Source organism: Streptomyces sp. NPDC001549 (assembly GCF_042894025.1).
Classification (GTDB): Bacteria; Actinomycetota; Actinomycetes; order Streptomycetales; family Streptomycetaceae; genus Streptomyces; species Streptomyces kutzneri.
On sequence record NZ_JBIAVJ010000044.1, the window covers coordinates 1 to 12,023 of the forward strand.

Here is a 12,023-nt window from a genome sequence, read left to right on the forward strand (position 1 = left end):
TCAGACCCCCACCCTGCGGATACCTCATACCTCCGGCATACCGCGACAATCAGCAACCGTCAGCCCCTACGACAAGACGACTTCAAGGTCAGTAGACGGTCCGTGAGAAGCCTTGAGGGTCAAGATGCTTGCGAGCGGGGCCGAAGCACCTCACGCGGCCGCGCTGGGCGCCGACGCACCGCCCGGGACGGCACGCGCAATGCAGATGCGGGCGCTGAGTCGCGCACCCGCTTCGTAAAACATGTACTCCGTGCCGTTCTCGGAGCCGAAGGAAGGGGCTGCGACTCGCCCCCGGTCGGAAGCGATGGGCGAGTGGAAGACGCCCAAGTGATTCTCCTGCCGGAAGTCGTTGCCGACTTCGGTGAGCCGCATCCGGCCGTCGTTGCCGTGATAGGCGATGTACGTGGTCCCGTTGCGCTTGACCACGGTCGGACCGGAGATGCCGGTGAGACCGTCCCCTTCGGGGTTCACCAAAGGGGACGCGCTGAACTGCCAGTTGTCCCATCCGTTGGGGGACCAGCCGTAGAAGATCCGCCGCCCGCCCTTTACTCCCATGAAGACCATGACGTACTTGTTGTTGCGTCCGGGCAAGGCGTGCTCGAAGACCCGGGCGTAGGAAGTCTCCGATGTGCCCGGCACCAGGCGCGTGCTCAGGATCGCCGTCTCGTCGGCGAAGTTGATGCCGTCGCGCGAACGGGCAACGCGGGTCACGGTGTTCTCGCCGTGGAAGTAGCAGAAGAACTGCTGGGTGGCTGCATCCCAGACGACGTGCGGGGACGACACGTGACTGACCGTCGTGCCGTTCAGGTGTCTGTCGATCACGGGGTTCTCGCGGTAGTCACTGAAAGGCCCCTCCAGTGAGTCGCTGAAGGCTACGCAGATCCCGCCGGGATTCTCGTGAGGGGCGTAGTAGAGGTAGTACTTGGAGCGTGCATCACTGATCTTGTCGAACACTCCCCGGATGGTCGGGAAGATGAACTCGCCGGTACGGTTGTAGTTCAAGGGCATGGCCAGTGCGTCGCGCAGATATCGGTACGTCGGCATTCCCGCCGGGCCGGCAGCGCGAGCGGGGGGCGCGAGTGCGGTAGCGGCGCCGCCCGCGACCGCCACTGCGCTCAGCGCGACCCCTCCGCGCAGCACATCACGCCGGCCCCATGTCGGACGGTTGATTTCAGGTTCCTTCATTTCCTCTCCTCCGCAGAGCCATTTCGTCGCCCTCTCGTAGTCCCTGCGCTCGGGAGAGGGCGGCTTCCGGGGCCTGACAGCCGACCGGCTGCCAGACCCCTTCAGGTGCCGACTACTCGTTCGTGAACGACGCGACCACCCAACGCTGCGACGTTGCCTCGTCCTTGCAGTCCTTGGCCGCGACCTCAGCGGTGCCTCGGTCTGTGGCACTGCCGATGGTCAGGCATTTCTTGCTCTGGAAGTTCTGAATCCGGACCTGGTCGCGGAAAGCACCGGGAGCCTTCTGGGCGAGCTTGTGTGCCCATTTCTGCGAATCTTTTCCGGTGACACACTTCGCGATGAAGACATTCCCGCCGCTGTCGCTCTCGAGGCAGCGCAGGTTGTCTCCGGAACTTGCGCCCCTAGAAATGATCTTGTCGCGGAGGAAGTTCCACGACTGGACGTTCTCGTTCACGCCTCCAATTCTTGCGAAGACCTCGCCCTTGCCGCTGGGACCCACTCCTCCCGCGGTGAGCGAAAGGTTGGATTTCGGGTTCGCGTAACTCCTCGTGACCCCCACTTTCTGGGCCGTGGTCCGCAGCAGCGTCTCCTCCTTCTCGCTGTCGGGCTTGGAGTCCGCGAGAGCGGGAACGGCGACCGCCACGCCCGCGATCACTGCCGCTGCCGTGCCGAGAATGACCCACCGCTTCGCACGTCGGGGCGGCTGAGGCCCCGTCCGGTCCGCGTGCACATCAGTCATGAACTCTCCTGTGCTCGTGCTTGATTTACCTGGGCGGCAAGAACTCGCGTGCCTGCCTCCGTTCATGGACAACGGGCACCGCGCAGATCGGTTCAAGGCCTGGAAGCCGGATTCGCCGGCAACCTCCCGATCGCCCGCCGGCCCGGAAGAGGACCTGGGCCAAGGCCGACGGAGTGTGCTCAGCGCACCCGGTCGTTCAGCGACTGAGGAGAGTCCGGAGCGCCTTGGCGATCTCGGAGGGCTTTTCCTCGGCCATGAAGTGACCAGAGGTGACCGTCCTGTGCTCCAGGTCGGACGCCCAGGAGCCCCACAGGGCGGCCGCGTCGAAGCCGAGGAACGCGCCCCAGTCCTGCTGCAGCACGGTGACCGGCATCTTCAACTGGTTCCCGGCAGCGCGGTCCGCCTTGTCGTGCTCGATGTCGATACCGGCGGAAGCGCGGTAGTCGGCGACGATCGAGGGCACCGCGCCCCGGCAGGCATCCAGATATGAGGTGCGGACGTCAGCGGGAATCGCCTGCGGGTCGTTGGTCCAGATGTCGAGGAAGTGGCCGAAGAAGGCGTCCGGGCTCGCGGCGATCATCTGCTCGGGCAGGCCGGGCGGCTGGGCCATCAGGTAGAGGTGGAAGCCGACCGCCGCACTGACACCGTGTAGCACCTCCCACATGTCCAGGGTGGGCAGCACGTCGAGGCTGGCGAGGTGAGTGATCCGGTCCGGGTGGTCGAGTCCGGCTCGGAAGGCCACCAGGGCGCCGCGGTCGTGCCCGGCCAACGCGAACCGGTCGTGTCCGAGGGCGCCGGCCAGGGCCACGACGTCGGCCGCCATGGTGCGCTTGGCGTAGACGGTGCCGTCGGTCTCGACGGGCTTGTCGCTGTCGCCGTAGCCCCGCAGATCGGGGCAGATCACGGTGTGGTCGTGCGCGAGATCGGCGGCCACGTGCCGCCACATCAGATGGGTCTGCGGGAAACCGTGCAGCAGCACGATCGGGGTCCCCGAGCCGACGACGGCCGCGTTCAGGGACACCCCGTCGGCAACCTCGATCCGCTGGTAGTCGAACGTGCTGGTGAGAGGGGTCATGAGTCGGCTTCTTTCCGTGGACGGGCTGGTGTCTCCACCCTGGAGGCCGCGGATGAGCATCGAATGAGCGACCTATAACTTGGCACCAGAGGGCGAGCGGGAAGGCGGTCAGGTGTGAACGTCACATTCGGGATGCTCGGGCCGGTGACGGCCTGGGACGACGAAGGGGGACCGATCGCCTTGAAGGGCCCTCGGCACCGCGCCGTACTGGCCCGGCTGATCGTCGCCAGGGGCCGGGTCGTCCCCGTCACCCGCCTGGTGGCGGATCTGTGGGAGGTACCTCCCGCGGACGCGGTCGGTGCTGTCCGTACGTTCGTCTCCGCGCTGCGGAGAGCCCTGGAACCACAGCGTCGGCCCCGCACTCCGGCTCGCCTCCTGGTCACCGAGGGTCCTGGCTATGCGCTGCGCGTCGAGCGCGGCTCCGTCGACAGCTGGTGTTTTGAGCAGGCGGTCGCCGCCGCCCGCACCCTGCCGCCGCAGCAGGCCCTCGACCGGCTCGCGGAGGCTCTGGGCTATTGGCGAGGTCCGGCCCTCGCGGATTTCCCAGAAGAGGCCTGGGCCCGCACCGAGCGTTCGCGCCTCGGTGAGCTGAGGCTGCACGCCCTGGAGTGCCAGGCGGAGGTCCGCCTGGCCCTGGGTCGTGGAGCGGACGCGATTCCGGATCTGGATGCGCACGTGGCCGAGCACCCCTGGCGCGAGGACGCATGGCGGCTCCTGGCCCTCGCGCTGTACCGCACGGGCCGCCAGGGCGACGCGCTCGCGGTGCTACGCCGTGCACGAAAGCTGCTGGTCGAGCAACTGGGGGTGGATCCCGGCCCGGGACTGCGCCGCCTGGAGGCGGACATCCTTGCCCAGGAACACCACCTCGACCGGGCTCCCGGGCCGATTTCTTCGGCGGACACCGTGTGGGCGGAGGCATCGGCCGCCTACGACCGCACGCTGGCATCCGGGGCCCGGGCACGGCTGGAGTCGACCGTCGGCCTGCTGCGCAATCTCGCGGTGACGGGTGGCGGCGGACTGGAGGTGGCCCGTCGGCACCGCTCGGCCGTGATCGCGGCGGCCGAAGAGCTGGGGGACCCGGACCTGACCGCGCGCGTGATCGGCGCCTACGACGTTCCGGCGATCTGGACGCGGGTGGACGACCCCCGGCATGCGGCGGACGTCGTGGCAGCGGCGGAGCGGACCTTGAAGACCCTTCGACCGGGCGGTCACGACGTGGCACGTGCCCGGCTGCTGGCCACGATCGCCCTGGAGTCACGTGCGAGCGTTTCGGCGCGCGGGCTGCAGGCGGCCCGGCAGGCCGAGCAGATCGCCCGCGACCTGGACGACCCCGCCCTCCTGGCGTTCGCGCTCAACGGCGTTTTCATGCAGACCTTCTACCGGGCGGGCCTGTCTCCGCGCCGCGACAGGATCGGCGCTGAGCTGATCACCCTGGCCGCGAGGCACGGGATGGTCACGTACGAGGTGCTCGGGCACCTCATCCGCCTCCAGGCGCGCAGCGCCCTGGCCGACTTCCCGGGAGCGGACCGGCACGCGACTGCGGTGGACCGCCTGGCCGAGCGGAACGAGCTGCCGCTGGCGGGAATGTTCACCCAGTGGTACCGGGCGCTGCGACGCGCGGCGACCGGGCCGGAGGCGGAGGCGGAAGCCGCCTGTCGGGAGGCCGCGGCCCGGCTCCACGGCGTCGGTATGCCCGGCCTGGAACACGGGCTTCTGCCACTGGCCCTGCTGTGCTTGCGGATGCGGCACGGGCAGAGCGCGCCGGACGCGCAGATCTGCGCACAGTCCGACTGGGGGCCGCACGAGCCGTGGGTGGCTCCCCTGCTCCTGGTCGCCCAAGGCCTCGGGGCCGAGGCCGCAGCGGTTCTGCGGAGACTCCCGGATCCTCCCCCCGGCCTGCTGTTCGAGGCTCTGTGGTCCGTGGTGGCGCGAGCCGCGCTTGCCGTGTCGGACCGGGCCACGATGGAACGCGCTCACACCGCGCTCTCGCCTGCCGGGGCGGAGCTCGCCGGCGCCGGCAGCGGACTGCTCACCAGCGGCCCCGTCGCGGGGTACCTCGGCGAGCTTGCCGCCGCGCTCCGCAGGACGTGATGACCTGCGTCGGGCCCGCCGCGCCAACTGAGCAGTAAAGCGGGCTGGTAGGTGAGCAGTTCTCCGGCGGATGGTGGGGCATCTTCCCCAACGCAAGGAGTTCCAGTGGCCCACGTGGTAATCATCGGCTCAGGCCCCGTCGGCCTCACCGCCTCGATGCTTCTCGCCGCAGACGGACACGTCGTCACCGTGCTCGACCGCGACCCCACGGCCGCGCGAACGGTCGAGGCAACGGTTGGCGGCGACTGGCGGCGGCCCGGCGTCAAGCAGTTCGGGCACACGCACATCCTCATGCCGGCCGGCCTCCTCCTCCTGGAAAAGGAGCTGCCGGCCGCCGTCGACCGCATCCGCGAGGCGGGCGGCAACACGTACAACATGATCTCCGGTGCCTGGAGCGTGGCAGGTGCCGGCCCGCGGCAGGCGGGGGACGAGCGCTTCGAGACCGTCACTGCCCGGCGCCCGGTCCTTGAGGCCGCGCTCCTCGCCACCGCCACCGATACGCCTGGAGTGCGCATCCTCGGCGGGACCAGGGTGGTGTCCTTGCTCGTCGGAGAGTCCCGGACGTCCGGCCGCCCGCACATCGTCGGTGTCACGACCGAATCCGGAGTGCGCATCGAGGCAGACCTCGTCGTCGATGCCTCCGGGCGGCGGACGGAGGTGCCCGACCTGCTCGCGCAGGTGGGTGTCGAGCCCGAAGTCGTCCGCGAGGAAGCGGGCTTCCGCTACTACACGCGCTACTTCCGCGCCGATGAGCGAGGGGTGCCGGCCCCCCGGCCCTGGCCCCTCTCCCACCACAACAGCATTTCCGTCGTCACCGCGCCGGGAGACGGCGACACCTGGTCGACGACGCTGGTCACCTCGGACCGGGACCAAGAGCTCCGTCAGTTGAGTCGCGTGGAGGTGTGGAACCGCGTGCTTGCGCTCTACCCCCAGGCCGCCCATTGGAACCACGGCATCCCGTTGACCGACGTCCATGTCATGGGCGGAACCCACAACACCCGGCGTGGCCTGGTCGTCGACGGGCAGCCGATCGCCACGGGCATCGTGGCGATCGGGGACGCGCGGATGACGACCAACCCGCAGTTCGGTATGGGCATGACGACCGGGCTGCGCCATGCGGCGCTGCTGCGTGACGTGCTGCGCCTGCTCGGCACGTCCGATGCCGTAGAGCTCGCCCTGCGCGTCAGTCGTGAGATCGACGACGAGTGCGGGGCCATGTGGGAGGAGGACGCCCATTGGAGCCGGCACCGCATCGCGGAGATCGATGCCGAGGTGCACGGCGAGCGCTACGAGACGGACGATCCGGGCTGGGCGCTGCGCACAGCCGTGGACTCCGTCCTCTTGAAGGACCCTGAGATCCTGCGCGCCATGGGTGACGTCGGTTCGATGCTGGCATCCGCGGACGAGGCCTTCATGAAGAGTGGCCTCGTGGAGCGGGTCATCACGCTCTCGGCAACGGCCCCCCGCTACAGCGCGCCGGGTCCGGACCGGGAGGAGATCCTCGCCACGGTGCGCGACGATCAGCAAGGCGGCTCCGCCTCGTCGGTCTTCCGCGGCTGAGCAGTCGGTCCCGGTGCCGCCCCCTTCCCGGCAGGCGGCGTCCCGGGCGCGAGGGCGGGCTACTCGGACGGGACCGCGCCACGGAGGTGTTTCGGCGCGGTGCGTCGGCCGCGGGCGGTGCTGTCCGGTTGTTGGCGCATGTGGTCGCGGACCCGGGTCATGATGCCGCCGAGCGCGTCGACATCGTCGTCGCTGAGCGAGGCGAAGAGCAGGCGCCGGGTGACGTCGATGTGGCCGGGCAGAACTCGGCCGACCCTGGCGAGGCCCTCCTCTGTGAGGGTGACCATCGTGGCGCGCTGATCATGGGAGGAAGGCTTGCGGGTGATCAGACCGGCTTTCTCCAGGAGTCCGGCCTGGTGGGTGAGCCCGGAGCGGCTGTAGACGACACCGTCCGCGAGATCGGTCATGGTCAGCGGTCTGCCGGCGTCGGCGAGGCGCGCGAGCAGCTGGAACTGGACGTAGCTGAGGTCGCCTTCCGTTTGGAGCTGCTGCTCGACGGCACGCTGGAGCAGGCTCACGGCCTCCATGAGCGCGAAGTACGTCCCGAGCTGCTCGGGCCGGAGCGCGCCGGCGTCCGGGGTGTTGTCGGGGGTCATCCGCCCATCATAAGTACTTCGACATCGAAGCGTATCCCTGAATCAAGTGGCGCACGTCACGCGACTCGAAGGCATTGCTTCGATGTCGAAGCATGTTTAGAGTGGCAGTAGTCGCTTCGACATCGAAGCAATTTCAGGGAGGCAGTCATGAAGGCAGTGCGCTACGAGCGCTACGGCAGCAGCGAGGTACTGCGGGTCGAGGGGGTAGACCGTCCGGCGCCGGGCGCGGGGCAGGTGCTGGTGAAGGTGGTCGGCACCACGTTCAACCCGGTCGACGCGGCGATCCGGGCGGGATACCTGCAGGAGGTCTTCCCGCTGGACCTTCCCCACGTGCCGGGGATCGACGTGGCCGGGACGGTCGCCGGGCTCGGTGACGGCGTCGAGCGGTTCGCCGTGGGCGACGCGGTGGTCGGCTTCCTGCCGATGAACGCGCCCGGCGCGGCCGCCGAGTACGTGGTCGCCCCCGCGCATGTGCTGGCCGCGGCGCCCAAGGCGGTCGACCTGGCCGACGCGGCGGCGCTGCCGTCGGTCGGTCTGACCGCGTGGGAGGCGTTGTTCGAGTACGCCGGGCTCGCCGCGGGCCAGTCCTTGCTGGTGAACGGGGCGAGCGGAGCCGTCGGCGGGTACGCGGTCCAGTTCGCCGCGCGGGCCGGGGCCGTGGTGACCGCGACCGCGAGACCGTCCCACGCCGACCGGATGCGCGGCTACGGCGCCGCCCGGATCGTCGACCACACCGCCACAACCCTCGCCGAGGCCGGGGTGGGGACCTTCGATGTAGTACTCAATCTGGTGACGACTTCACCGGCCGAGACCACAGAGCTGGTCGGTCTGGTCTCCGATGCCGGCGTGCTGGTCTCCACGACCGCCGACGCCGACCCGGACCCCGCACGGGCGGTGCGCACGGCGCGGGTGTTCGCCCGCAGCGACGCGGACCTGCTCGCCGAGTTGGTCGCCCTCGTCGACTCCGGCGAGCTGCACATCCACATCGCCGACCGGCGCCCGCTGGCCGACCTGCCTGCGGTCCACGCCGCGGCCGCCGAGGGCCGGCTGCCCGGCAAGACCGTCATCACAGTCTGACCGCGTCGCCCGGCCACAGGCCGGGACGGCTCGCCGACCGGCCTTCCACGCCGTGTACTTCCGATCGTTCCAAGGAGATGTCACCTTGTCCTTTACCTTCGACCCGCAGGTCGCCGAAGCGCTCGCCCCGATGGCCGCCGCGATGGCCGACGCCACGCCCCCGCCGGTCGGCGACGTCGCCGCGCGCCGCGCCGTGCTGGAAGGGCTCATCGGCCACACCGACACCGCCCAGCCCACCCCCGACGACGTCACCTCCACCGGCTACCGCCTGACCACCTTCGACGGCGCCCAGATCGATCTGCGCTGGTACACCCGCAAGGACAAGGCCGCCGCCGGCGAGCCGGGCCCGGCCGCGGTCTACCTCCACGGCGGCGGCATGATCCTGGGCCACATCGGCCTGTTCGACGGATCGATCTCCCGCTACGTCTCCGCCAGCGGCACCCCGATCCTCGCCGTCGACTACCGGCTCGCCCCCGAACACCCGCACCCCGCCCCCGTCGAGGACGCCTACGCCGCCCTGATCTGGCTGCACGACCACGCCACCGAACTGGGCGTCGACCCCGCCCGCATCGCGGTGTTCGGCGACAGCGCCGGCGGCGGCATCGCCGCCGCGGTGTCCATCCTCGCCCGCGACCGGCAGGGCCCGGCGATCGCCAAGCAGATCCTGGTCATGCCGATGCTCGACGACCGCAACCTGACCTCCGACCCGCAACTCGCGCCGTTCGTGCTGTGGTCCTGGGATGACAACCGCACCGGCTGGGAAGCACTCCTGGGCGACCGGGCGGGCGGGGCGGACGTCCCCGCGCATGCCGCCCCCGCCCGGATCAACGACCCCGCCGGCCTCCCTCCCGCCTACATCGAGGTCGGCCAGCTCGACATCTTCCGTGACGAAGACCTCACCTACGCCCTGCGCCTGAGCCGGGCCGGCGTGCCCGTCGAGTTCCACCTCCACCCCGGCGTGCCGCACGAGTTCGAAAGCATCGCCTTCAACTCCGACGCCGCCAGGCGCGTCATAGCCGACCGCGTCCGCGCGCTCGGCTCCCTGTGAGCCGGAGACCCGGGCGCCGGCCCCGACCCTCATTGCCAAGGCGCTGGACCCACCGTTGTTCCTGACGCCCTCGCTGGAGGCCCGGGCCCAAGCGCCCCCCGCTGCCAAAGAACGCCGACATCGCCCTGGCCGAGTACACGGCCCGCATCCGCCGACAGGGCGGGGTCGAAGCCACCGGCAGCCGCAACCTGATCATCGTCGAACTCGCGATCAACTGCTCCACCCCGGCAGGCAGGGCCGTCCTGCCCATCTCGGCCTCTTTCCGGCCTGATCCTGCCCGCCCAGATCCAAGCCCGCCCGCATCAACGCCGCAGGCCGCCCCATCGGAGCGGCGGCCTGCGGCCCGACCTCCAGGAGACCGTCATGACGATCCCCTACCTCGCCCAACGGGACGAGCAGCAGACACTGGAATGGATCGGCGGCGGACTGTTCACGATCCTCCTCGACAGCCAGGCCACCGAAGGACAGCTGACCGTCGGCCGATTCGACGTCCTCAAGGACGAAGCCCCGCCGTTCCATCTCCACACCCGCGAGGACGAAGTCTTCCTCCTCCTCGAAGGAGAAGCGCTGGTCTGGGTCGGCGACGAACGCCACGAACTGTCCGAAGGCGGCGTCGTCTACCTGCCCCGCAACATCCCCCACGGCTACCGCATCACCTCCGACCGCGCCGACCTGTTGGTCATAGCCACTCCGGGCGGCATGGAAGAGATGTTCCGGCACGCCGGACGCGACATCACCACCCCCCGCCCGGATGGCTTCGAGATCACCAAGGACAAGCTCGCCGAAGCCGCCGCACTGCGCGGCAACACCATCGTCGGCCCGCCCCCGCTGAACCCCCACTCGGCAACCGCCTGAACCCCGCCGTCCATCCGCCGAAGGCAGCCGCGCGTGGCGCTCAAGGCCGCCGCTCATGAGCCTCGTACGCGGCGGTCAGGAGAATCGGCCCGACCTCCGGTCCTGCGCCAACAGCCGCAGCGGGTCCTCGGCGTTCCATCCAACAGCACTACCCGCGGGACCCGAACCGGAGACTGACCTTGTCGAGTACGGCCTTGGCCGTATCGCCGAGGTAGGGGCCCGCCAGCCAGACCGACGGGTCGGGGCCGACGGAAGTGTTCGACACGAGAGCGGTCCGTCCGTCCGTACCGACCGCGAACCAGCCGCCGCCGGAGGAACCGCCCGTCATGGTGCAGCCCACCCGGTACAGCGTCGGTTCGCGGTCCTTGAGCGACAGGCGGCCCGGTTTGCCCGCACAGGAGTGCATCGTGGCGCCATCGAACGGCGGTGCCGCCGGGTACCCCCAGGCGCCGACGAGGTTCACGTCCTGCACCGGCGGGCCGTTGAAGGCGACCGGGAGCGCCGCGCCCACGGTCTCCTCCAGTGACCGGGCGCCAGACCCGGGAGCGGGCACGACGTGCAGTACGGCGAAGTCGAACGCCGCTCCGTTGCCGCCTTCGGACGTGCCCTCGTCGATCCACTGGTCGGAGGTGGCAGCCCAGTCGGCCCACCAGGTCCCGAACGGCGCCATCTGTCCCGCGGAGGCACGCTCGAGCGCATCCGCCGTAAGCGCCTTGTCGTTGAACGAGGGCACGAAAACGAGGTTGCGGAACCAGCCGCCCTCACGCCCGGCGTGGACGCAGTGGCCCGCGGTCCACACGAGGTTGGAGCGGCCCGGACGGGCGGGGTCCTGCACAACGGTGCCGGAGCAGGTCTGTGGTCCGTCCGGGCTGTCGAAGAAGACCTTGCCCACCGGCGCCGCATTGCGGCGGTACGGCGCCGCCACGGGCCTGGCCGCCACAGGGGCCGGCTCGGGATCGCTCACACCCCGCGTCTCCGTGAGACTCCCGGCCACGTTCTTGCGGGGATCGTCTGCTCTGCGCATGCGCTCGGGCTTCCACAACCCCTCGATGACAGGGTTGGTGAACTGCGACGCCTCGCGGGCCCATTTGCCGACGCTCCAGCTTCCTCGGCCGTCCTGGGACTCCTCTGCCGTGTCTGCCGTGTGTATCCCGCAGGCAGGGAGAAGCACGGCGAGGGCGAGAAGGGCTCCTGCTCTGCCCGGGCCGCGGCGGGAACGCCTCTCGCCCGCCCCGGTGGAGGCGGGGTAAAGAACGGGTTCACTGTGCAACTCCACTGGTGGTGCCGGCTGTCCCGGGGCAGGACACCGCGGACGTAAGCGGAGAGCCGCCCCGGCATGTCTCTTGATATCTACGTCCGCGCTGCTTCCCTGGTTCAGCGATCGCTGCGAGGCCGAGCCGACCGCCGAACCGGGCCGGGCTGCCCTCAGCCACCTGCTCTCCGCACCTCGGTCGCGGGAGGGACCCCGCTCCACAGCAGTGTCCGGGGCCGGGAGCAGGCGACCTACTGACCGGTAATCTGTGAACCTTGGGCGGCCTGCGGGGTCCTCCCATACGGTTGAGTTGCGAGTTGACCGAAGGGGAATGTGTGCGTCAGCGTGGTGCGCTAGGGGATGTGCTGGAGGCGGCGCGCGACCGGGCGTTCGTCGGCCGGAACATGGAGCTGGCGTTGTTCCGGTCCGCATTGGCGGGCGAGACCGGAGCCTGCCCCGTTCACTTCCTGCACGGGCCGGGGGGAATCGGCAAGTCGACCCTTGTACGACGGCTGGCTCGTGAGGGACTCCTGGCAGGGCGTGCC

At 69.9% G+C, this 12,023-nt stretch carries 10 protein-coding genes; 5 read left to right on the plus strand and 5 right to left on the minus strand.

What is annotated here, in order from left to right; genetic code table 11:
• Positions 1-150 precede the first annotated feature (150 nt).
• From ACFY04_RS40735 to ACFY04_RS40745, 3 genes are all read right to left on the minus strand, one after another.
• On the minus strand, positions 151-1,185 hold the full coding sequence (locus tag ACFY04_RS40735) for a hypothetical protein (protein WP_389125633.1): 1,035 nt from the start codon (positions 1,183-1,185) through the stop codon (positions 151-153).
• Between the two features lie 112 nt (positions 1,186-1,297).
• A complete protein-coding gene (locus ACFY04_RS40740) occupies positions 1,298-1,924 on the minus strand; it encodes a ricin-type beta-trefoil lectin domain protein (protein ID WP_389125635.1) in 627 nt (208 codons plus the stop codon).
• A gap of 196 nt (positions 1,925-2,120) precedes the next feature.
• Positions 2,121-2,999, minus strand: a complete 879-nt coding sequence (locus ACFY04_RS40745; RefSeq protein WP_389125638.1) for an alpha/beta fold hydrolase — start codon at positions 2,997-2,999, stop codon at positions 2,121-2,123.
• Between the two features lie 114 nt (positions 3,000-3,113).
• On the opposite strand from ACFY04_RS40745, the gene ACFY04_RS40750 reads away from it, so the two are divergent.
• Positions 3,114-5,090 carry a BTAD domain-containing putative transcriptional regulator gene (locus ACFY04_RS40750; RefSeq protein WP_389125641.1) on the plus strand — a complete coding sequence of 659 codons (1,977 nt, stop codon included), beginning with the start codon at positions 3,114-3,116 and terminating at the stop codon, positions 5,088-5,090.
• Between the two features lie 51 nt (positions 5,091-5,141).
• Positions 5,142-6,650, plus strand: coding sequence for an FAD-dependent oxidoreductase (locus ACFY04_RS40755; RefSeq protein WP_389125643.1), 1,509 nt, complete (start codon positions 5,142-5,144; stop codon positions 6,648-6,650).
• A 59-nt stretch (positions 6,651-6,709) separates the two neighbouring features.
• Here the strand turns inward: ACFY04_RS40755 and ACFY04_RS40760 are convergent, their stop codons facing one another.
• A complete protein-coding gene (locus tag ACFY04_RS40760) occupies positions 6,710-7,246 on the minus strand; it encodes a MarR family winged helix-turn-helix transcriptional regulator (RefSeq protein ID WP_389125645.1) in 537 nt (178 codons plus the stop codon).
• 147 nt (positions 7,247-7,393) lie between these two features.
• On the opposite strand from ACFY04_RS40760, the gene ACFY04_RS40765 reads away from it, so the two are divergent.
• The 3 genes from ACFY04_RS40765 (at position 7,394) to ACFY04_RS40775 (ending at position 10,226) form a co-directional block, all read left to right on the plus strand.
• Positions 7,394-8,323: an NADP-dependent oxidoreductase gene (locus ACFY04_RS40765; RefSeq protein ID WP_389125647.1), complete on the plus strand. Its 930-nt coding sequence runs from the start codon at positions 7,394-7,396 to the stop codon at positions 8,321-8,323.
• Positions 8,324-8,408: 85 nt separating this feature from the next.
• The gene (locus tag ACFY04_RS40770; protein WP_389125649.1) at positions 8,409-9,371 is read left to right on the plus strand and encodes an alpha/beta hydrolase; all 963 of its coding nucleotides are present in this window, start codon (positions 8,409-8,411) and stop codon (positions 9,369-9,371) included.
• 363 nt (positions 9,372-9,734) lie between these two features.
• Complete coding sequence (locus tag ACFY04_RS40775; RefSeq protein ID WP_389125652.1) at positions 9,735-10,226, plus strand: cupin domain-containing protein; 492 nt, start codon at positions 9,735-9,737, stop codon at positions 10,224-10,226.
• 148 nt (positions 10,227-10,374) lie between these two features.
• Here the strand turns inward: ACFY04_RS40775 and ACFY04_RS40780 are convergent, their stop codons facing one another.
• The gene (locus tag ACFY04_RS40780; protein ID WP_389125655.1) at positions 10,375-11,190 is read right to left on the minus strand and encodes a trypsin-like serine peptidase; all 816 of its coding nucleotides are present in this window, start codon (positions 11,188-11,190) and stop codon (positions 10,375-10,377) included.
• Positions 11,191-12,023: the final 833 nt, after the last annotated feature.

Bases quoted from the DNA above. Each gene is read 5' to 3' on its own strand.
- ACFY04_RS40735 (WP_389125633.1), bottom strand. From the start codon at position 1,185: ATGAAGGAACCTGAAATCAACCGTCCGACATGGGGCCGGCGTGATGTG.
- ACFY04_RS40740 (WP_389125635.1), bottom strand. From the start codon at position 1,924: ATGACTGATGTGCACGCGGACCGGACGGGGCCTCAGCCGCCCCGACGT.
- ACFY04_RS40745 (WP_389125638.1), bottom strand. From the start codon at position 2,999: ATGACCCCTCTCACCAGCACGTTCGACTACCAGCGGATCGAGGTTGCC.
- ACFY04_RS40760 (WP_389125645.1), bottom strand. From the start codon at position 7,246: ATGACCCCCGACAACACCCCGGACGCCGGCGCGCTCCGGCCCGAGCAG.
- ACFY04_RS40765 (WP_389125647.1), top strand. From the start codon at position 7,394: ATGAAGGCAGTGCGCTACGAGCGCTACGGCAGCAGCGAGGTACTGCGG.
- ACFY04_RS40775 (WP_389125652.1), top strand. From the start codon at position 9,735: ATGACGATCCCCTACCTCGCCCAACGGGACGAGCAGCAGACACTGGAA.